Annotated in this window: 22 protein-coding genes; 7 read left to right on the top strand and 15 right to left on the bottom strand. The window is 58.1% G+C overall.

From position 1 onward, the window contains the following. Positions 1-47 precede the first annotated feature (47 nt). The 3 genes from ABD815_RS12005 (at position 48) to ABD815_RS11995 (ending at position 2,614) form a co-directional block, all read left to right on the top strand. Positions 48-941, top strand: a complete 894-nt coding sequence (locus tag ABD815_RS12005) for a LysR family transcriptional regulator (protein WP_344847412.1) — start codon at positions 48-50, stop codon at positions 939-941. 271 nt (positions 942-1,212) lie between these two features. After that, positions 1,213-2,106, top strand: a complete 894-nt coding sequence (locus ABD815_RS12000) for a fructose bisphosphate aldolase (RefSeq protein ID WP_344847411.1) — start codon at positions 1,213-1,215, stop codon at positions 2,104-2,106. A gap of 205 nt (positions 2,107-2,311) precedes the next feature. Beyond that, entirely contained in the window at positions 2,312-2,614 is a 303-nt protein-coding gene (locus ABD815_RS11995) for an FtsB family cell division protein (RefSeq protein ID WP_344847410.1), read from the top strand. A 51-nt stretch (positions 2,615-2,665) separates the two neighbouring features. On the opposite strand, the gene ABD815_RS11990 is transcribed toward ABD815_RS11995, so the two are convergent. Together ABD815_RS11990 and ABD815_RS11985 are read right to left on the bottom strand one after the other, a co-directional pair. Beyond that, entirely contained in the window at positions 2,666-3,157 is a 492-nt protein-coding gene (locus ABD815_RS11990; RefSeq protein WP_344847409.1) for an SRPBCC family protein, read from the bottom strand. Continuing rightward, positions 3,150-3,530: an ArsR/SmtB family transcription factor gene (locus tag ABD815_RS11985; protein WP_344847408.1), complete on the bottom strand. Its 381-nt coding sequence runs from the start codon at positions 3,528-3,530 to the stop codon at positions 3,150-3,152. Before ABD815_RS11985 ends, ABD815_RS11990 begins: the two co-directional genes overlap by 8 nt. 175 nt (positions 3,531-3,705) lie before the next feature. Here ABD815_RS11985 and pdhA point away from each other — a divergent pair, with 175 nt between their 5' ends. The 4 genes from pdhA to ABD815_RS11965 are packed head-to-tail and all read left to right on the top strand — an operon-like array spanning position 3,706 to position 8,246. After that, complete coding sequence (gene pdhA, locus ABD815_RS11980) at positions 3,706-4,707, top strand: pyruvate dehydrogenase (acetyl-transferring) E1 component subunit alpha (protein WP_344847407.1); 1,002 nt, start codon at positions 3,706-3,708, stop codon at positions 4,705-4,707. 22 nt (positions 4,708-4,729) lie between these two features. Further along, on the top strand, positions 4,730-6,097 hold the full coding sequence (locus ABD815_RS11975) for a pyruvate dehydrogenase complex E1 component subunit beta (protein WP_344847406.1): 1,368 nt from the start codon (positions 4,730-4,732) through the stop codon (positions 6,095-6,097). 12 nt (positions 6,098-6,109) lie between these two features. Beyond that, positions 6,110-6,955, top strand: coding sequence for a sulfotransferase family 2 domain-containing protein (locus tag ABD815_RS11970; protein WP_344847405.1), 846 nt, complete (start codon positions 6,110-6,112; stop codon positions 6,953-6,955). Beyond that, entirely contained in the window at positions 6,945-8,246 is a 1,302-nt protein-coding gene (locus tag ABD815_RS11965) for a pyruvate dehydrogenase complex dihydrolipoamide acetyltransferase (protein ID WP_344847404.1), read from the top strand. Before ABD815_RS11970 ends, ABD815_RS11965 begins: the two co-directional genes overlap by 11 nt. Before the next feature lie 96 nt (positions 8,247-8,342). Here ABD815_RS11965 and cysE read toward each other — a convergent pair whose 3' ends face one another. The 13 genes from cysE to ABD815_RS11900 all read right to left on the bottom strand — a co-directional run bounded on the left by cysE (position 8,343) and on the right by ABD815_RS11900 (position 18,971). Further along, positions 8,343-9,167 carry a serine O-acetyltransferase gene (gene cysE, locus ABD815_RS11960; protein WP_344847403.1) on the bottom strand — a complete coding sequence of 275 codons (825 nt, stop codon included), beginning with the start codon at positions 9,165-9,167 and terminating at the stop codon, positions 8,343-8,345. 189 nt (positions 9,168-9,356) lie between these two features. Beyond that, on the bottom strand, positions 9,357-10,067 hold the full coding sequence (locus tag ABD815_RS11955; protein ID WP_344847402.1) for a DUF2793 domain-containing protein: 711 nt from the start codon (positions 10,065-10,067) through the stop codon (positions 9,357-9,359). Beyond that, complete coding sequence (locus tag ABD815_RS11950; RefSeq protein WP_344847401.1) at positions 10,060-13,959, bottom strand: baseplate multidomain protein megatron; 3,900 nt, start codon at positions 13,957-13,959, stop codon at positions 10,060-10,062. Before ABD815_RS11950 ends, ABD815_RS11955 begins: the two co-directional genes overlap by 8 nt. A 1-nt stretch (position 13,960) precedes the next feature. Next, positions 13,961-14,401, bottom strand: coding sequence for a C40 family peptidase (locus ABD815_RS11945; protein WP_344847400.1), 441 nt, complete (start codon positions 14,399-14,401; stop codon positions 13,961-13,963). Continuing rightward, the gene (locus tag ABD815_RS11940; protein ID WP_425549858.1) at positions 14,398-15,306 is read right to left on the bottom strand and encodes a DUF2163 domain-containing protein; all 909 of its coding nucleotides are present in this window, start codon (positions 15,304-15,306) and stop codon (positions 14,398-14,400) included. Before ABD815_RS11940 ends, ABD815_RS11945 begins: the two co-directional genes overlap by 4 nt. After that, positions 15,306-15,938 carry a phage distal tail protein, Rcc01695 family gene (locus ABD815_RS11935; RefSeq protein WP_344847399.1) on the bottom strand — a complete coding sequence of 211 codons (633 nt, stop codon included), beginning with the start codon at positions 15,936-15,938 and terminating at the stop codon, positions 15,306-15,308. Before ABD815_RS11935 ends, ABD815_RS11940 begins: the two co-directional genes overlap by 1 nt. 22 nt (positions 15,939-15,960) lie before the next feature. Beyond that, a complete protein-coding gene (locus ABD815_RS11930) occupies positions 15,961-16,638 on the bottom strand; it encodes a phage tail tape measure protein (protein WP_344847398.1) in 678 nt (225 codons plus the stop codon). Further along, positions 16,625-16,858: a rcc01693 family protein gene (locus tag ABD815_RS11925; protein ID WP_344847397.1), complete on the bottom strand. Its 234-nt coding sequence runs from the start codon at positions 16,856-16,858 to the stop codon at positions 16,625-16,627. The genes ABD815_RS11930 and ABD815_RS11925 overlap by 14 nt, the downstream gene beginning before the upstream one ends. A gap of 10 nt (positions 16,859-16,868) precedes the next feature. Beyond that, a complete protein-coding gene (locus ABD815_RS11920; protein WP_344847396.1) occupies positions 16,869-17,183 on the bottom strand; it encodes a gene transfer agent family protein in 315 nt (104 codons plus the stop codon). Positions 17,184-17,193: 10 nt separating this feature from the next. Continuing rightward, complete coding sequence (locus ABD815_RS11915) at positions 17,194-17,607, bottom strand: phage major tail protein, TP901-1 family (RefSeq protein WP_344847395.1); 414 nt, start codon at positions 17,605-17,607, stop codon at positions 17,194-17,196. Between the two features lie 22 nt (positions 17,608-17,629). Further along, complete coding sequence (locus ABD815_RS11910) at positions 17,630-18,040, bottom strand: DUF3168 domain-containing protein (RefSeq protein ID WP_344847394.1); 411 nt, start codon at positions 18,038-18,040, stop codon at positions 17,630-17,632. Continuing rightward, complete coding sequence (locus tag ABD815_RS11905) at positions 18,037-18,375, bottom strand: head-tail adaptor protein (protein WP_344847393.1); 339 nt, start codon at positions 18,373-18,375, stop codon at positions 18,037-18,039. Before ABD815_RS11905 ends, ABD815_RS11910 begins: the two co-directional genes overlap by 4 nt. After that, the gene (locus ABD815_RS11900) at positions 18,372-18,971 is read right to left on the bottom strand and encodes a head-tail connector protein (RefSeq protein WP_344847392.1); all 600 of its coding nucleotides are present in this window, start codon (positions 18,969-18,971) and stop codon (positions 18,372-18,374) included. The genes ABD815_RS11905 and ABD815_RS11900 overlap by 4 nt, the downstream gene beginning before the upstream one ends. Positions 18,972-19,019 lie beyond the last annotated feature (48 nt).

Raw genomic sequence — 19,019 nt, 5'->3', positions numbered from 1 at the left:
CGGACAATCCGCCCATATTTGGTTTCAGAATTCGAAATGAGCGAACAATGGACCGATTTGACGAGATGAGGATTTTTGCCCGCGTCGTAGAAGCGCGCAGTTTTCGGGCGGCCGCGCGCGATCTGGGACTGGCGCCTTCGACCGTCACGGATGCGGTCAAGAAAACCGAGGCGCGTCTTGGCACTCGATTGCTTGACCGGACAACGCGGATGGTCGCGCCGACACCGGATGGCGAGGCATGGTATCGCCGCTGCCTCGACATTGTTGCGGCGACGGAGGATGCGGAGGCGGCCTTTACCGGCGCCGCCGTGTCGGGGCGCGTGCGTCTGGATGCCGTGGGTTCGTTGGCGCGCGCCTGCCTCGTACCTGCTCTGCCGCGCCTTCTGGAAATGCATCCAAACCTCGATTTGATGTTGTCCGAAGGAGAACGGTTGGTGGATTTGATGCGCGAAGGCGTTGATATTGCCCTGCGTACGGGGCCTGCCGCCGATAGTGATCTTTTTCGACGCCCGCTCGGCACGTTGAGCGAGGCAACGGTTGCCGCACCGTCCTATCTGCGCGCGCATGGCACACCGCGCGACCTCAAAGACCTCGCGGGACATCGGATGGTCGGGTTTTTCTCCACCCGTACACAGTCGATCCTGCCGCTCGATTTTCAAGCTCCGTCGAAAGTGGTCGAGGTCACGCTCCCAACGACACTGGTTGTGACCGGGACCGAGACGCTCATCGAGGCGGCGCGCGCGGGTTTGGGGATCGTACAGCTGCCCCGTTATCGTGTTGAAGGGGACATTCAGGCGGGTGTTTTGGTCGAACTTCTGCCGGAGTTTCCCCCGACCCCTTCCCCGCTCGCCGCCTATTATGCGCGGGATCGACAGCTGAGCCCGCGTATTCGCGCGGTTCTCGATTGGCTGTCCGGCATCGAATTCCCGAACACCGAATGAGTGCAAACCGGAATTGGGTCGCGCCAATCGCCCGACGTGTAGCACACGGTATTGATGCTCGACCGTTGCGACCCGCGCATAACCGTCATTCCGCAATATATTGCGCCAAATCAAATCGGTGCACACATTCCTCGCATAGCGTGCAAGTGACGCAAAACCGTGAGCGCTACCATTTTCTGTTAGCGTCACCATGGTTTGCGAGGCAGCGCACAACGCGTTATGCCATGGGCGAGCGGACCCTTTCGGGCCCTAACGAGATGAGAGGATTGACATGTCTATCGCAGAAATGACGGCTAAAATCGACGCAGGCCAAGGCTTTATCGCAGCACTGGACCAGTCGGGCGGCTCCACGCCAAAAGCATTGGCCCTCTACGGTGTCGAAGAAAGCGAATATGCCGGCGACGCAGAGATGTTCGACAAAATCCACGAAATGCGGTCGCGGATCATGACCTCCTCTTCTTTCACGGGCGATAAGATCGTAGGCGCCATCCTCTTTGAAATGACCATGGACCGCGATGTCGAAGGCAAGCCGACATCCCATTACCTCTGGGAAGAGAAAGGCGTGGTTCCTTTCCTCAAAATCGACAAGGGCCTCGAAGCAGAAGCCAATGGCGTGCAGTTGATGAAACCCATGCCGGGGCTCGACGCCCTCCTGGCGCGCGCGGCCAAACTCCACGTCTTTGGCACCAAAGAGCGCTCTGTCATTCATGCGGCAAATGCGGCGGGGATCAAAGCGATCGTTGACCAGCAGTTCGACGTGGGCATGCAGGTGATCAAGGCTGGTCTAATGCCGATCCTCGAACCCGAAGTTACAATCACCATCGCTGACAAGGCCGAGGCGGAAGCAATTCTGATGGCGGAAATCCTCAAACATCTCGATGCGATGGATCCGTCCCTCAAGGTGATGTTGAAGCTGTCGCTGCCAACCGTGGCCAATTTCTACAAACCGCTCGTCGACCACCCGCGTGTGTTGAAGGTGGTTGCCTTGTCCGGCGGCTACGGGCGCGACGAAGCCAATGCGCTTCTGAGCCAGAACACCGGCATGATCGCATCCTTCTCGCGCGCCCTTTCCGAAGGGTTGAACGCGAAACAGTCGGACGCCGATTTTGATAAAACGCTCGCCACCGCCGTGGACAGCATCTATCGCGCTTCCATCGCCGGATAACGCCGGAAACAGATCTGCAAAGGGCGCCCTACGGGGCGCTTTTTCGCATTTGTGATCCAAACCCCCTGAAAGGGGATTCACTTCGCGAATCAGATGTGACATGATTCGGGGACGGAGCGACCCGATAGAGGTGGCCCGTGAGGCAGAGTAATCATTCCCCTATCGTGCGTGCGCGATCGGGTGGTTTCATACAGGGCAACCTATCATGACGGTGCAGCGCAGACGCCCATCCATTACTGTTCTGGTCTACACCGCCGTCATCGTCACGCTCGGCGGCTATTTCACCTTTGCATCCGTGCAGGGTGAATTCGGTCTGTTCCGCCGCATCCAGATCGAAGCGGAACGCAATGCGCTGCGCAAAGAGACGGCTATGCTGGACGAAGAGCTGGCAAAAATGCGCAACAAGACGCTTCGCCTCTCAGACAGCTATCTCGACCTCGACCTGCTTGACGAGCAGGCGCGCGACGTGTTGGGGTATCTGCGCGCAGACGAGGTCGTCATTCGTTAAATCAGCATAGCCATGTGGCCCGCAGGTTGAATGCGGGCCGGTAGCTGCGTCCTAGGAGAGGTCCGCGAGCATCGTTTCGAGGACATCGAACCCTTTGCCCCACCCGCCTGCGGATTGCTCAGCTGTTTTCGCGAAGAATGCGAGCTCGGCCTCCGATGCATCCTGAGGGGTCCACACCAGCCGCAGATCAGTGCCACCATCAGCCGCGCGCATGGTGACTTCGGTTTGCAGGATACGAGGCCAGTCGGGGACCATCGGGTTGGCGATAATTGACCACTGTGCATCGGTGGTCGACATCGAGCACACCAATCTTTCGCCATCTGTCACATGTGTGAAATCGGCGCGCTGAAACATCGAGTTCTCGCCCATTTTCATCTCGGTGAGCCACCGCCCGCCTTCGCGCAGGTCGAGTTCATGAATGACTGTGGTCACGCCGGGGCCATACCAGTGACTGAGAAGTGACGGATCGGCCCATGCGCGCCACACCAGTTCGGGTGGCGCGGAAAAGTGGCGTTCGATCACGAAGGTCGGCGTGTCAGTCATCTTGGGTATCTCCTTTTTGCAGCGTGGTCAGCAGCGCGTCGAGCGCGTCGAGATTGCCCTCCCAATACGCCGCAAAGTCGTGGATAAAATTCGCGCCCGCTTTCATCGGCGTGGCGTTGAGATTGGCGAGCCGGCGTTGCCGGTCGGCGGTTCGGGTAATGAGCCCTGCCCCCTCAAGAACCTTGAGGTGTTTTGAAACTGCGGGCTGGCTCATTTCAAAGGGCTCGGCGAGCTCTCCCACAGCCGCCGCGCCCTTTGCGAGCCGTCTGAGAATCGCGCGGCGCGTAGGATCGGCCAGGGCCGAGAAGAGTAGATCGAGGGAATGATCCGATTCCGAATAGCTGCGCTGCTCCATAACCATTTGGTTACACATGCGGTCTTTCTTGTCAATTCCCGCTCCGACGGGTGATGTGAGCGCTAGCCATTCCTAAAATGCATGGCAGGTTCACAGGTCTGAACAAAATTTATGCGTGCATTCGTGACGTCACGTCGCTAAAGTATAGTTTAACGTTAAACTACTTAATCGCGACTTTGGAGGAGGAGGCCGCATGGCAACCCGTAAACCCGCGTCCAAAAGCGCGAGCGCGCCTAATGTGTCGAAAGACGAGCTGCTCGCCCACTACAAGGACATGCTACTGATCCGCCGCTTTGAAGAGAAAGCGGGCCAATTGTACGGCATGGGTTTGATTGGCGGTTTCTGCCACCTCTACATCGGTCAGGAAGCGGTCGTTGTCGGCCTCGAGGCTGCGACGAAAGAGGGCGACAAGCGCGTCACCTCCTATCGCGACCACGGTCACATGCTCGCCTGCGGGATGGACCCGAAAGGCGTGATGGCCGAATTGACAGGACGCGAAGGCGGCTATTCAAAGGGCAAAGGCGGCTCCATGCATATGTTCTCGAAAGAGAAGCATTTCTATGGCGGCCACGGCATCGTCGGTGCGCAGGTGCCCATTGGTGCGGGTCTCGCCTTTTCTGACAAATATAAAGGCAATGACAATGTGACCTTCGCCTACTTCGGCGATGGCGCAGCCAACCAGGGTCAGGTCTACGAGACCTACAACATGGCCGAGCTTTGGGATTTGCCGGTGATTTTCGTCATTGAAAACAACCAATACGCCATGGGCACATCCGTGGCCCGCTCGACCAAATCCCCGAGCCTATGGAAACGCGGTGCCGCCTATGGCATCGAGGGCGAAGAAGTCGACGGTATGGACGTTCTCAAGGTCAAAGAGGCCGGGCAAAAGGCCGTTGCGCACTGCCGCGCCGGCAAAGGTCCCTATATCCTTGAGGTGAAAACCTATCGCTACCGCGGGCACTCGATGTCGGATCCTGCGAAATACCGCACGCGTGAAGAAGTGCAGAAAATGCGCGAAGAACGCGACCCCATCGAAGGGGTTCGCGCGCTGCTTCTGACCGGCAATCACGCGTCCGAAGACGAACTCAAAGCGATCGACAAAGAGATCAAAGAGATCGTCAACGAAAGTGCCGAGTTCGCCAAAGAGAGCCCCGAACCGGCTCTCGACGAACTCTGGACCGATATTTACGCCTGATCTTCCGGGAGGAGACCTAACCATGGCAACCGAACTATTGATGCCCGCCCTCTCCCCGACGATGGAAGAAGGCACACTCGCGAAATGGCTCGTCAAGGAAGGCGACACAGTCGCCTCCGGTGACATCCTCGCCGAGATTGAAACCGACAAGGCGACGATGGAATTCGAGGCCGTTGACGAAGGCATCGTTGGGAAGATCCTCGTCGCCGAGGGCACCGAGGGTGTGAAAGTGAACACGCCAATCGCCGTCATCATTGAGGAAGGCGAAGACGCCTCTGCCGTTCCCGCGCCGAGTGCCCCCGCGCCAGCAGCCGAGGCCGAGCCTGCACCCGCAGCGGCGCCTGCCGCCGTTGCTGCAGCGCCGGTTGAGAGCAAAGTCGTCGAGCCCGATTATCCGGCCGGCACGGAAATGAAGCAGCAAACAGTGCGCGAAGCGCTGCGTGATGCCATGGCCGAAGAAATGCGCCGCGACGAGACCGTATATCTGATGGGCGAAGAAGTCGCCGAATATCAGGGCGCGTATAAGATTTCTCAGGGCATGCTGGACGAATTCGGTCCCAAGCGCGTGATCGACACCCCGATCACCGAGCACGGCTTTGCGGGTATCGCCGTTGGCGCCTCCTTTGGTGGTTTGCGCCCGATTGTCGAGTTCATGACCTTCAACTTCGCGATGCAGGCGATCGACCAGATCATCAACTCGGCGGCCAAGACGCTCTACATGTCCGGCGGTCAAATGGGAGCTCCCATGGTGTTCCGCGGCCCGAATGGCGCCGCAGCACGCGTTGGCGCACAGCACTCTCAGGACTACGCGGCATGGTATTCGGCCATTCCGGGCCTGAAGGTTGTCATGCCCTACTCCGCAGCTGACGCGAAGGGCCTGATGAAGACCGCGATCCGCGACCCGAACCCGGTCATCTTCCTCGAAAACGAAATCCTATACGGCAAATCGTTTGATGTCCCCGTGCTCGATGATTTCACCATTCCTTTCGGGAAGGCGAAGATTTGGCGCGAGGGCACCGATGTGACCATCGTCAGCTTTGGCATTGGCATGACCTACGCCTTGGCCGCCGCCGATAAGCTCGCCGAAGAAGGGATTTCCGCAGAAGTCATCGACCTGCGCACGCTGCGCCCGCTCGATTACGACACGGTGCTCACTTCGGTAATGAAGACCAATCGCTGTGTGACGGTCGAGGAAGGTTTCCCTGTCGGATCCATCGGCAACCATCTGTCGGCCACGATCATGGAGCGCGCCTTTGACTATCTCGACGCGCCTGTGATCAACTGCGCGGGCAAAGACGTTCCGATGCCTTATGCCGCCAACCTCGAACGCCATGCTCTCATCACGGTCGACGAGGTTGTCGCGGCGGTTAAGCAAGTCACCTACCGGTAAAAGGTAACGGCAATGGCCACCATCGTCTGTGACAGCAAGCGTTTCGTTTTCGTCCACATTCCAAAATGTGCGGGGATGTCGATCTCCGTGCAGCTCAAGGAACTTGTGGATTGGGACGAACGTTTCACAGGCTCGGTTCTGTATGAGCACTCCGCGCTCGGCAGGGTCATGGCGGCGCATTTGCCGTTGCCGGTACTGGACGAATTCTACCCGAAGACATTCGCGAAATACCGCGACTATGCGACCTACGCCGTTTTGCGTGACCCGCATGCGCGGTTTGTTTCCGCGGTAGCGCAGCATTTGCGCGAGTTCCGTGGGAAGGACATGTATGACCTTCGCGCCGGTGATTTGAATGCGACCATGGATGACATCATGGCGCAAATGGCCCAGACACCGGTCAAAGTGCCGGTTGAGTATGTCCATTTCACGCGCCAGCACGACTACGTCTGCCTTGGTGAAGAACGCATCGTTCAAGAACTCTACACAACAGAAACGCTTGGTGATTTTGCAAACACGCTGGCCGAGCGCCATGACGTTCATCTGAATGCGAACGAAAGCCGAAACAGAACGGTGGGCTACCGCTCGAGAGGCGTAAAACGCGTCATGCATGCAGGTGGCTTTGTGATCCGTAACCTTCTGCCGGAAAAGGCCTACCAAGCGATCCGATCGCAAGCCCGCGGCAAGGCGATGGTGACCACGAAACATCAACAGCCCGCACTATTCAACTCAGACACAGTTCGCGACTTCGTCGAGACCTTCTACGAAGACGACTTTGTCCTTTGGAACGCGCAGGCCAAAAATGCCGCCGCTCCAAATCCAGTGATACACCCAAAGGGAGAGACCCGAGATGCCCATTGAAATCCTGATGCCTGCCCTGTCACCGACTATGGAAGAAGGCACCTTGGCAAAGTGGATGGTCAAGGAGGGTGACACGGTCTCTTCCGGCGACATCATTGCAGAAATTGAAACCGACAAGGCGACGATGGAATTCGAAGCGGTCGACGAAGGCGTGGTTGGAAAGCTAACCGTCGCCGAAGGGACCGAAGGCGTTAAGGTCAATCAATTGATCGCGATCCTTTTGGAAGAGGGCGAAGACGCCTCTGCCGCTGAAGCAGCCCCAGCGCCTGCGCCGGCCGCTGCAGCCGCTCCAAAAGAAACCCCGCCAGAGGCAACCACCGAGGCGCCGAAAGCAGCAGCCGCGCCTGCAGCACCGGTTGCCGCAGACGGTGCCCGCGTTTTCGCCTCACCCCTCGCCCGCCGCATTGCGGCCCAGAAAGGTATCGATCTGGCGGCAATCAAGGGGTCGGGTCCGAAGGGACGCATTGTGAAAGCCGACGTTGAGGGCGCTCAGGCGCAGCCCGCTGCGACGTCCGCGGCCGCCGCGAGCACAGCCCCTGCCGCAGCCCCTGCTCCAACTGGCGCCAGTGCCGAAATGGTCGCGAAAATGTATGCCGACCGCGAGTACGAAGAGATCAAGCTCGACGGGATGCGCAAAGTCATTGCTGCGCGCCTGAGCGAAGCAAAGCAGACGATCCCGCACTTCTATCTGCGCCGCGACATTCAGCTCGACGCGCTTTTGAAATTCCGTGGCGAACTGAACAAAAAGCTGGAATCCAAGGGCATCAAGCTCTCGGTGAATGATTTCATCATCAAGGCCGTGGCGAACGCCCTTCAGGAAGTGCCGGATGCGAATGCGGTATGGGCCGGTGACCGTGTCCTGCGATTGAAGCCGTCCGATGTCGCCGTTGCGGTGGCTGTAGAAGGCGGTCTGTTCACGCCGGTCCTTCAGGATGCCGATACAAAATCGCTGTCTGCCCTGTCCAAGGAAATGAAAGATCTCGCAGCACGGGCCCGTGACCGCAAACTTGCGCCCCACGAATATCAGGGCGGGACTTTTGCCATTTCCAACCTCGGCATGTTCGGCATCGACAATTTCGACGCAATTGTGAACCCGCCCCATGCAGGTATCCTCGCAGTCGGCTCCGGTGTTAAAAAGCCGGTCGTCGGTGCGGATGGTGAATTGAAGGTCGCAACCGTCATGAGCGTCACGATGTCTGTGGATCACCGGGTGATCGATGGCGCGTTGGGCGCTGACCTATTGAAATCCGTCGTCGAAAACCTTGAAAATCCGATGATGATGCTCGCCTGAAGCGCCCCAATACCCAAATAGTAAAGCCCCGCGGAGTTGCGGGGCTTTTTTTGATCTGGGGTTACCGATAGCCGCCGTGTCGTCGGGACCGCTATCTTAGTTCATGTCATCGAAGGGACGAGCACCAATCAGCTGGTTCATGGACACAGAGGGCTGTTTGCATCCGGCTTCGCCAACGACTTTTGCCGGAACACCTGCAACAGTTGAGGAATCGGGCACATCGCTCAGGACCACAGATCCGGCGGCAATGCGAGAGCAGCAGCCAACGCGGATATTGCCGAGTACTTTGGCCCCCGCCCCGATCATAACGCCGTGGCCGATTTTCGGGTGACGGTCTTCATCTTCCTTGCCTGTGCCGCCCAATGTCACGGAGTGAAGGATCGACACATTGTCGCCAATCACAGCCGTCTCGCCAAAGACGAGGCTATGTGCGTGGTCTAGGAAAATTCCTTTGCCAACTTGGCAATTCGGGTGGATGTCGATCGAGAACTTCTCGGAATTGCGCATTTGGATGAAATACGCGAGATCGCGACGATCATCTTTCCAGAGCCAATTCGCAATGCGGTGCGCCTGAATTGCCTGAAACCCTTTGAAATAGAGCAACGGCTGAATGTAGCGGTGGCAGGCGGGATCGCGTTCGTAGACGGCAGCAATATCGGCCCGTGCAGCGTCCGCCAGTGACGGATCATCCGCATAGGCGGCATCGGCAATCTCACGGATCAACTGCTCGGGCATTTCGGGCGATGCGAGTTTCTGCGCGATGCGGTAGGCCAAGGCCGCTTCGAGAGTCTCGTGATGCAAAATGCAGCCATGCACCAAGCCGCCCAGGAGCGGTTCATCTGCGACGGCAGCACGTGCTTCGGAGACGATTTGGGACCAAACGGGATCGAGTTTGGTCGGACGTGGTTGTGTAAATGCCATGCGAATGTCCTCTTATCCCGCAGGGGTCTACACTAGAACCGACTGCGAACCAAAGCGCAAGACTGTGAACCTGATCGAATTTGGGGAAACCTGGCGATGAAAAAGCACATTGGAAGCAATCAAGTGACGAAGCAGAACCACTTCGTCGCTTGATCGTCGCGTATAGTGCCCCCGACTGCTTGAGTGCGCTTACTCGGATGGCAGAGAAAACTGTGCCGCGTGAATGACGAGACGAATTGTGCCGCCGGCAAAGTCACCGCCTTCCGCCGTGAGGACCAGATCCTCGGGCGCATAATAGGTAATGGGCGTTCCGGTCAGGCCCCGCAGCCAAGCCCCCTGCGCCCCCGAAAGGCCGGACCCATAGCGATTTGTGGACGACGCGACGCCTATGGAAAATCCGCTCAAAGTTCCGGAGATGGCAGAAATGACCCGACCCGTCACGCCATAGACGACCGATTGTCCGGGTAGCGCATAGGAAACCGCTGACGTCGTGCCGGCAGAAATCACGTGATCGATTTCAATCGCGCGGGCCTGCATGCCAGCGCCGTTCGGTGTGAGCGTTTGCAGCCCGATCGTCCATTGAGAGCCGTCGAAACCCGCCCAGCCATTTTCATCGGCGATATAGGCGCGCATGCCAAGGGTTGCAGGAACAAACGCCCAACCACCATTGGCGAAGATGGCAATGGAGCCCTCCTGCCCTGCCCATTCATTCACCGCGCCACTTGCCACACCGTAGGCGTCCCCCTCTTGCGGGGTCGTCGGTGGTGTCGATGTCGTCGCTGAGACCAATCGAAGCTGCATGAGCGCATCAACGCGCGACAGAGCATCGTTCACGGTCACATGTTTTTGAGCCTGTGATGGCGAGATGAGCGGCAAGTCAAAATGCGGCGTATTAACCATTGATATCGATCCTTCTGAATGGGCCCGGACCGTAGGTGTCGGACAATTGGGCAATGTCGATGCTAAAGGGCGCTACGGCACCATCGGTGGCTTGTAGGGCCGCCGAATAGGTCCAGTTTGCGGATGTAGCGACGTCTTCACGAAGGATGACGCCGTTCTTGAAAACGCGGATGACATAGGCTTCACGTGCCTCGCCGAGCGGGACTTCGACCGACTGCCAGCTATCGCCGTCAATGCGCGTTCGACGCACCCAGGAAACTTCAAGGTTTCCGCCGGATTGCCGCGCGCTGAGATGGACCGGCGCATAGGGCCGTAGGCCCACGCCGTCAAAAGCCTCGACCGCGTGTGTGTAACTCTCGTCGTCGTAGCTGCGTCCCGACGGCCCGATCCTGTAGTGGCGCGCGAGCCCACGTGCGGAAGTCGCGATGTCCAGTTGGCGCAGCGTATCGTCAATCAGGACAAACCGTGATCCGATTGGCCATTCCGTTCCAATGGCGTCCGTTCCGGCCTGCCCGCGCAATCTGAGCCGCAGGTCATAGGTACGTGGCCCGACAAGCTCCGCATCTGCGAACTGGAAGACTTCCCAGTTTCCACTCGATCCGTCACCGATTGCGGCAACGTTGGCTCCATTGAGGACGTCCTCAGGTTGCACCGAGGCGAGTTCCCCTTGGGTGAGCCGGACGCGCAATGCCGGACCGCGATCCCAAACACCCGCTTGCGCCGTCGGCAATGTGGCCTGGGTGACACCCATTGTGGCAGGTGCCGTAACAAGTTTGTTCAATGCATAGCCGTCGTCCGTTGGAGATGCATAGACCGCCGCCGACCCGGGCCAAGGCCGCGCGGCGACAGCAATATGTGGCGCATGTGGAACCTCATCCCCACTCAGCAACGGCAGGTCCAAAAACACCGCACTTACTGGAGTGGGCGCAACAAAGGGTTGCGCGCGGACGATTTCCTCAACTGCATCAGAGGGTTCGTAGATGTTTTCTTCGACACGAACAGCTTCGAGTTGGCGGATCGCGCCCATCGTGGCGTGGTCGATCCGGTATTTCGCTAACCTTTTCCCTTCGTCGAGCTCAATGACATCGCCGGCACCAATCGACGCGTTCGACGGCGGGAGAGAAAAGGTCACAGTGTCACGCGCAACTCGCGACTCCGCGAGCCACCTTTCGACGATTTGACGGCCCTCGCTGCGCGTCAATGCAATCGGGATTTCGGACTGGGACACTAGGCGGATTTCCTCGTCCGGAAACACAGCTTCTTCTGCCCGTGCCGCAAAGTCAGAATCTGCATCCACAAAGGTGAGTCTTACTTTGCCGGCGATCTCTGCACTTGGCGCACGTACCTTAACGAGAACACCGTCTTGTTCGTCGTTTATTGCAAAGCTTTCCTCGGACACTGGCGTTGCAGTTTGTGCGTCTCTGGACCGGAAGATCAACCGTCCTTCCCGCTCGATTGCTTCAAAACCGAACGCAATCATCAGAGGTTGAAGAGCCGCTCGTGCACCATCGATGTCGCTAACCTGGTACCCGCGAAGCACGCCCCATAGCTCGTCGGTATCGACCGATGTCACGCCGGATCGGTTACAGATTTCCTCTACCACGTCCGACAGTGATCGGGACGTGCTTCGCCCGTTTAGCCAATGTCCCTTGGCATAGTTGCCTCCATCGCTCCAAACGCTCGTCACACGCGGAAACGCCGGGAACGGCCGCGCATCCCATGCCCACACAAAGGCGCGTGACATATCGACCATCGGTCCGTCATAGACATCTGATGGCGGGTTATTGAGCGGATCGGACCAGTGGCCCGTCATCGCCCTAAGGTATTGCATTTGGATAAAGTCATCACGACGCCCGCTGGAGAAGTGTGGCAAACTGCTCTCTGACGACTTTTCATCGATAAATTTGTTGGGCTGATTGGTGCCTTTGTCGATTGCTGCGCACCCCAGCTCTGTGAACCAAATCGGCTTGGACCGCGGTTGCCATGCCGTTGGTGTTGCAAGCCTTTCGCCATTCACACGCTCGTGGTGTTCATTCTCCCACCATCCGCGAATGTCCTTGTAGCGCCAGACCCAAGGTTCACCATATGCGCCATCGGTAATTGGCGTGCGCTTTTGGGAAATACGATGCTCGCTATGCGCGTAATACCAATCATAGCCCTCGCCACCTTCGACGCCCGCCTTGAGGTAATCGAGGTTATAAATGGAACCCGCTGCCGCATCGGCATGGTCGGTTCCTTCGCGCCAATCGGACAGAGGCATGTAGTTATCGATGCCAACGAAATCGATATCAGGGTCCGCCCAAAGCGGATCAAGTGGAAAAAACATGTCCCCATTTGACTGATAGCCCGAATATTCGGACCAATCAGCCGCGTAGCCGATCTTGCACGATGGGCCAAGGATGGTTCGTACGTCCCTTGCGAGACGACGCAATTCGTCGACCGCCGGAAATCCCGACGCGCCGCGAATGCGCGTGAGGCTGCGCATTTCGGAACCGATGCAGAACGAGTCAACGCCACCCGCAGCCGCGCACAGATGTGCATAGTGCAGGATCATGCGGCGAAACGAATTCTCATGTGCGCCAATAAAGTTGACCGTCTTACCATCGACGACAAAGTCATTCACAGACGCCTTGCCAAAGAATGCGGCAACTTCCATGTCTGCTGCTGCCGTTCCATCGGTCGACCCGACGACGTCAGGGCCGAGGGACGTGGTTATTCGTCCGCGCCAAGGCAGGGCCGGCTGTCCTGACTGACCGGTCCAAGGATCGATCAAGTCATTGCCCGCCAGCTGTTCCATCAGGATGAAAGGATAGAACATCACTTCCTGACCTGAATCCTTAAGCCTCTCGATGGCCTGAAAAACGGACTGGTCGGTCGGCGTGCCACCGTAGACAGACCGGTCATCCGCGTCGCGTGGAACCAAGCCAGCGGTTGTGCGCGAATACCCGGACACACTCCACGGCATGTTCTGGCCATCAATCGCGGATTGTTCCACTTTTGGCGCGATCTCGCATTGACCGCACCGCAGATCAGTGCCGAACCAGGACACCACCAATGATGTTGCCTTACAGGCGCCGAGTTCACCTTGGAGCGCTTCTGTAGATGCAACAATGTCGGGAACGCCCGCTGCAGAATTCACGTTCGCCGCGACGGATACACCGGGTTCGCTTTCAAGAAATACAGGTTCGGTTGCCAATGCATATTCGCCCGTACCCGGGATAAGCGCGACAGCTTCTACAATGCGCCCCAGATCACTCTTGCTCGCAACGCCTTGTTCAGGTCGGACCACTTCAAAGCTGAACTGCGGTACACGATTGCCAAATGGTGCGAGATCCAGATCCTCCAACACCACATAGGCAACCCCGCGATAGGCCGGCGCGTACCCTGCCCCTTCAGTCGCTTCGATTTTCGGATCCGGCAGTTGGGTTTCTGTGCCGGGGTAGAGACGCAGATTTAGGTCGCGGACAGTGATTTCTTGTCCGTCCGCCCAAATGCGACCAACGCGTGAAACTTCACCTTCACACAGCGCAATTGCCAAAGAAACCGTGTAACTAAAGGCCGTGACTTTTGGCGAAGTCGCCGCACCTTTGCCGCCACCCGATGTCTTCTGATGCTCTTTAAACTGGGTTGCCCATATGACCTGCCCGCCAACGCGCATGCGGCCATAAATCTGGGGAATTGGAGCGCCTTCAGAGGCGCCATTCAACCGGAATCTGTCGACCCTGCCGGTTTCCACCGCACGGCTCCCAGACCCCATAATCCGTTGGTCGATCACACGACCAACCGTCGCCCCGATCGCACGACCGAGGACTACGGAGGACAGTCCGAGCATACCTCCGCCAACGGATGCGCCAGCTGCCGCGCCAACGGCGGAGAGAACTATCGTAGCCATTTCAACCTCTCAGTAAGTCGAAGGAAAAGCACGCGACGATGCGTCGGCGCCATGGAGCGCTAAGCGCATTCTCGATTACGCCATGGCCGCTATAGGCATGGATGAAGCGCGGGTTGGGATCGGATTGGGAAAGTATTCCCAGGTGCTTGGCCACCGAGCCTTCTCTCATGCGAAAGAGAATGACGTCTGCAACGTCCAGTTCAACGACCGGTTTTTCGTGGAGCAATCGGCTGGCTGCAGACCAGAGTAATTCCTCACGCCGCGGCTCACTCCAATCGGGCGTATAGGCTGGGACGTCCTCAGGTTCTTCACCAAATAGGTCGCGCCAAACCCCGCGAACGAGGCCCAAACAATCCGTCCCCGCGCCACGGCAGGATGCCTGATGAAGGTACGGCGTGCCGATCCATGAGCGCGCGGCCTCTATAATTTCCGCGCGGTTCATAGCGTGTCATCCGGATTGTTGCCTTTGAGCGACCCGCCATCCATCGTCCCGTCCGATGCCGGATAGGCGGCGAGCCAGTCGTCGCCAGGAATGTGTGGGAACCCTCGAAAGTTCAGGAAATTGTCGAATTTGAGCCTGCAGGTCTCGTGTCTTCGATCACATCCTGCCTCAATTCGGACGGAGTCTCCGAGCACTACTGTGTCCCCAAGGCTCTCCCATAGTTCGACTGTGCGTTGTTGTGCGTCCAAACGGTCATTTTTGACCATTCCGGTCATACCCGCGGCGTGTCCCGTTAAGACGACAAGCTTGCCACGCTCAAACCACCGATCGTCAAAACCTGAGAGGTCCGAAAACATGAATAGCCTTCCGCCTTCGACCTTTTCGACTTCGATTTCACATGAGTACCCAGGCAGGTCGAGGTCGAAACCACAGCCCACACCGCCGAGGACCGCCGTGCAGGCAGGTTGGTAAATGCGGCCTTGCGGCTGATTTAGGGCCTCGGTGAGCGAGCGCAGTTCCGCGCGAAAGGCACCCCCACTACGGGTGATTTCGCCGAATGTTCCATGAAACTCCAAAACGCGCTGTTCAACGTCCGCCCAGTTCACGAACCACGCGCGCACCACGGCTCCGTCGAAACGGCCGGCTATCAGATCCCCCTCGTCCACCGATGCCGATGACAAGGCTCCCAAGGCTTCGGTGTTGTCGACTGACAACCCTGTGGACTGCTCCAGCGCGCCGGCACTCAATCCCGTGTCCGCCTTAAAGACAATGCCTTCAAAATTGAGGTCCCGATCATGATCAGTGAACCCAAAGACCCCACCATCGCGGCGCGTAACGGCCCAGCAGCGGCACATTTTGGTAGTTCCTGTGGAGAGGTGTTCCTTTAGTTCAGCTGTCATCGGCATCACACGCGCACCTCCACAATCGGCACATTCGGCACTTCGCCTGCTTGGAAGGACGCGACGGACGTTGCGATACGATCCGTGTCAAATCGCACTGGCACATCGAATTCAAACCCAGCCGAGATGACGACCCCTTGAGCAGGCGCGGTCTCGAAACTTACCAAGCCGGTTGTGTAGTCCAATTCCCATTCCAGGCTTTCCTGAAGGGGTTGACCTTGAACGCCGATTTGGACTGTGCCTGCCACTGGTTTCGCAATTGGGCGGACGTAGGATGCTTCACCGGAGACGTATGATTTCGACAGACCAAAGACCGTAGTCTCACCATTCCCGACGCCGATCTGCTGGTCTTCAAACCCGATAGTGCCAGAAGCGCGCGAAGTTTTGAAATCCGACCAATCTTTCCACCGAAATCCGTACAGTTGGCCCTGGCGGGCCTCGAAAAAGGCGATGAGCGTTTCGATGTCATCTAAGGAACGCATCCCAAGGCCAGCGTCATAGCGACGACGGGAATGCGCCCATGGCGTGTTGCGCTCTTCGAACCCGTTTGCAAGAGTGACAACCTCGGTCCGTCTTTGGGGTCCACCGACCGAGCCAAAGCTGAGGTTCGCCGGGAATCTGACGTCATGAAAACCCATCTGCATCGCTCCGTTCGATAATTTACTGGTTTCGATTGCCACGGCCGAGAGCGCGCGAAAGCTGCGCTGCGATCTGGCTTTGTGAGCGGCGGAATCCTTCGACATCTGGGGTCGAAATATTCATTGTGACATTCACGGATCGGCTGGATCCTTGTGCCTGAACACCCAGTTTTCCATTTGCGCCGCGCGTAAGCGGCATGATGGCCTCTGGTCCTGCCTCACCCATCAGCCCTGTGCCGCCACGCATTGGGAAATAGGTCGGGTTGGACACCACGCCGCCATTCGCAAATGGCTGAACGCGACCTTGCGCAAAAGCGCCCCCTTTTTCGAACGGGAGAACCCCCTGTATCAGGCTCTCCAAGGAGGTTCCCAGCGCCGATCCGACATGGCCGGTAACAGGCTTAAGTGCCGCGTTATAAGCAGCGTCTAGCATCGACTTTCCGAGACCACGAAGGGCGTCGGCCAGCGTGTCTCCGTCAAACACGAGACCATCAATGGCCCGCTTCAACCCTTTGGAGATACCGCGCTCGAGACCTGAGACTTCGCGTTGGGTTTCTGCGACGGTTGCCTGGAGGCGAGACATCTCTTGATTGAATGCGGACGCCATGGACTCTGCTCCTCCAATGGCGGTCTCCATTTGCGCGACCTTGTTCTCGAAACTGTCGAGGCGAGATCCGTCGATGCTATTAATGTCCGCCATGTATCTGTTCCTTATTCAAATTCCCGTCCGGATAGGCCTGTGACAGCTCTTCGAGACGCGCTCGGCCCATTGGTGACGATCCCGCGCCCGCACCGAGGAGAAACAAAAGCTCCGCTGGTGTGAGGGACCAGAATTCCGCCGGTCGCAATCCAAGGCCTCGCATGCCGGCGCGCATCAGTGCGGGCCAATCGAACCCGCCTTTGTCCGAGATCATCGCCATCGTGTCGTCCTCAACTTGGGACCGTGAATGCGCGGGCGATGAGTTCCGCACCGACGCGTGCCGCTTCTAATGGACCGCCCGAAATCTCGGCGGTCAGGATGTCGTCATAGCCGCCCTTCCACCCCCCACCGCGCAGGCCCGCCACGACGACGCGCAACACATCCGCAGACGAGAATTTCCCCGCTTCGTATCGTTCGACGAGACTCACCAAAGTGTCCGCGTCCAGCGCATGCTCAAGCTCAGCCAAAGCGCCTAACGTCAGTTTCAGGACATGCCGTTCACCGTTCAGGCTGAGCGCGACTTCTCCTCGAAATGGATTGGCCATCGATCAGGCCTCACACAGGCGTAAAGACAAGGGCACCGGCCGACGCCATCGAAAGCTCGTAGGTCGCCTCGCCATTGTAGCTGCCGGCGTATTCGATCGAGGTCAGTTGGAATGCCCCCGCAACTGTCCCGAAATCCGGAATGATGACTTGAAAGTCGGGCACTTCGCCGTTGAAAAAAATCTGCCGTGCGCGTTCATCCGTGGCTTCGTCTTTGAAGACACCGGACCCGGAGATTGTCGCGCTTTTGACGCCCGCGCCGCCGAGAAGTTCACGCCACCCACCTGAGCTCTCCAGCGAAGTTACATCCACGCTTTCCGCGTTGAACGAAATGCGCGTGGCTCTGAGGCCCGCAACAGTCTGGAACTGTCCGTCACCGGTCATGTCCAGCTTGATAAGTAGATCTTTGCCATTTTGGGCTGCCATGGTTTTGCTCCGTTCGCTGAAATCAATTGTCTTCGACACGTGCGCGGAACCGGAGATCGATCCTGCGCACATCACTATCTTGAACCCGTCGCGCCTTGGCTGAGACAAAGGACAGCCCGACCAAGCGTCCCCGCGTGAGTATCAGGTCCGCGTCCACGAGGTTGTCCGACACCGCCGTTGCGACGTGTTTTGCGGTCATAAAACCGGCGGCGTCAGCGACGATGCTGACAACAAATTCATGGCGCGCGCCGTACCCCGACTGGTCTGACGCATCTGTGACATCTTCCGGACCAAGGCTGACATAGAGTTGGGGAAGAGTGCCTGCAGGTGCAGCATCGTAAATCGCGCTGCCGACCAGTCCGGACAAAATCTCATCGCCAACCAGTGATTGGTAAACGGCGGTTTGAAGTGCCGCTGCAACTCCGTAGCTCATGATGCCACCTCTTCGCGCGACTGGCAGGCGAGGTAGTGACCTTGCGGGTCCATCTCACTGACTGCCAGTATACGGAACATGCGCCCCCCCTCGACGAAGCGCTGGTCTGGCTTCGGCCTACGCGGTGATCCCACCGGCGCCCCGCGCACGACAATGCGCATCGGAACCTGGGACACGGTCAAAAAGTCTTCGGATTTCTCGCTGCCGGCACCTGACCTAATCGCAGCCCACAGTGTACCCACCACAGCCCAGTTCTCGACGTAGCCACCTGCCCCGTCGGATACGCGTTGCGCCTCTTCGAGAACGAGCTTCCGGTTAAGGTTGAAACCGCTCATTGTACGCGCCCTCCAAACAACCGCATCACACGGTAGCGTTCCAGCAGACTGGAAACGCCAAATGGCATGGTTGCTTCGCCGACAGAGGTTTCGTGACGATGCTCGTAGTAATGTGCGGCCAGAAGCATGACGGCATGTGCGATGTCTGCGGGCAGCTCAGCCCATGTCGCACCGAAGCCTGCAGTGAAATCGATGCGCGCCTTCCCACCGACGGGAATGCTCGGCAAAACGAACCCTGTTGAGACCAACCGTGGTGCCTGCATATCCTCCTCCAGCATGTATTTGCTGGACGCGATCACCGTGGTTTGGCCAAAACGGTCAATGATTGACACTGCCGAGATCGCCGAGACGGGGGCAATTGGCAAAACCTGTGCACCGAGATCACGCCATGCACTTACAGTGTACGAATAATCGCGTTCAATCAGCGCCTTACCCGTGCGTGCCTCGATTGCGGCCATCGCGGCACGCAGATAGGTTTCGAGAACCCCGTCTTGAATTCCTTCGTCACTAAACCCGGTTCCGAGCCGCAAATGGTCCTTGAATTGTGCGACCGGTAGCGCCGCTACTGGCACCTGCGTCTGCTCAACTAACATCATCGGTCTTTCTCCGCTTGCCGGCCCCCTGACATATGGGTGATGGATGCG

It is taken from the genome of Celeribacter arenosi (assembly GCF_039539485.1).
GTDB classification, from domain to species: Bacteria; Pseudomonadota; Alphaproteobacteria; order Rhodobacterales; family Rhodobacteraceae; genus Celeribacter; species Celeribacter arenosi.
This window is presented reverse-complemented; position numbering and strand designations above follow the sequence as displayed.

Bases quoted from the DNA above. Each gene is read 5' to 3' on its own strand.
- ABD815_RS11990 (WP_344847409.1), bottom strand. From the start codon at position 3,157: ATGACTGACACGCCGACCTTCGTGATCGAACGCCACTTTTCCGCGCCA.
- ABD815_RS11970 (WP_344847405.1), top strand. From the start codon at position 6,110: ATGGCCACCATCGTCTGTGACAGCAAGCGTTTCGTTTTCGTCCACATT.
- ABD815_RS11925 (WP_344847397.1), bottom strand. From the start codon at position 16,858: ATGGCGATGATCTCGGACAAAGGCGGGTTCGATTGGCCCGCACTGATG.
- ABD815_RS11900 (WP_344847392.1), bottom strand. From the start codon at position 18,971: ATGATGTTAGTTGAGCAGACGCAGGTGCCAGTAGCGGCGCTACCGGTC.
- ABD815_RS11915 (WP_344847395.1), bottom strand. From the start codon at position 17,607: ATGGCAGCCCAAAATGGCAAAGATCTACTTATCAAGCTGGACATGACC.
- ABD815_RS11955 (WP_344847402.1), bottom strand. From the start codon at position 10,067: ATGGTTAATACGCCGCATTTTGACTTGCCGCTCATCTCGCCATCACAG.
- ABD815_RS11935 (WP_344847399.1), bottom strand. From the start codon at position 15,938: ATGGGTTTTCATGACGTCAGATTCCCGGCGAACCTCAGCTTTGGCTCG.
- ABD815_RS11910 (WP_344847394.1), bottom strand. From the start codon at position 18,040: ATGAGCTACGGAGTTGCAGCGGCACTTCAAACCGCCGTTTACCAATCA.
- ABD815_RS11985 (WP_344847408.1), bottom strand. From the start codon at position 3,530: ATGTGTAACCAAATGGTTATGGAGCAGCGCAGCTATTCGGAATCGGAT.
- ABD815_RS11995 (WP_344847410.1), top strand. From the start codon at position 2,312: ATGACGGTGCAGCGCAGACGCCCATCCATTACTGTTCTGGTCTACACC.
- cysE (WP_344847403.1), bottom strand. From the start codon at position 9,167: ATGGCATTTACACAACCACGTCCGACCAAACTCGATCCCGTTTGGTCC.
- ABD815_RS11930 (WP_344847398.1), bottom strand. From the start codon at position 16,638: ATGGCGGACATTAATAGCATCGACGGATCTCGCCTCGACAGTTTCGAG.
- ABD815_RS11965 (WP_344847404.1), top strand. From the start codon at position 6,945: ATGCCCATTGAAATCCTGATGCCTGCCCTGTCACCGACTATGGAAGAA.
- ABD815_RS11920 (WP_344847396.1), bottom strand. From the start codon at position 17,183: ATGGCCAATCCATTTCGAGGAGAAGTCGCGCTCAGCCTGAACGGTGAA.
- ABD815_RS11905 (WP_344847393.1), bottom strand. From the start codon at position 18,375: ATGAGCGGTTTCAACCTTAACCGGAAGCTCGTTCTCGAAGAGGCGCAA.
- ABD815_RS11945 (WP_344847400.1), bottom strand. From the start codon at position 14,401: ATGAACCGCGCGGAAATTATAGAGGCCGCGCGCTCATGGATCGGCACG.
- ABD815_RS12005 (WP_344847412.1), top strand. From the start codon at position 48: ATGGACCGATTTGACGAGATGAGGATTTTTGCCCGCGTCGTAGAAGCG.
- ABD815_RS11975 (WP_344847406.1), top strand. From the start codon at position 4,730: ATGGCAACCGAACTATTGATGCCCGCCCTCTCCCCGACGATGGAAGAA.
- ABD815_RS12000 (WP_344847411.1), top strand. From the start codon at position 1,213: ATGTCTATCGCAGAAATGACGGCTAAAATCGACGCAGGCCAAGGCTTT.
- pdhA (WP_344847407.1), top strand. From the start codon at position 3,706: ATGGCAACCCGTAAACCCGCGTCCAAAAGCGCGAGCGCGCCTAATGTG.
- ABD815_RS11950 (WP_344847401.1), bottom strand. From the start codon at position 13,959: ATGGCTACGATAGTTCTCTCCGCCGTTGGCGCGGCAGCTGGCGCATCC.
- ABD815_RS11940 (WP_425549858.1), bottom strand. From the start codon at position 15,306: ATGCCGATGACAGCTGAACTAAAGGAACACCTCTCCACAGGAACTACC.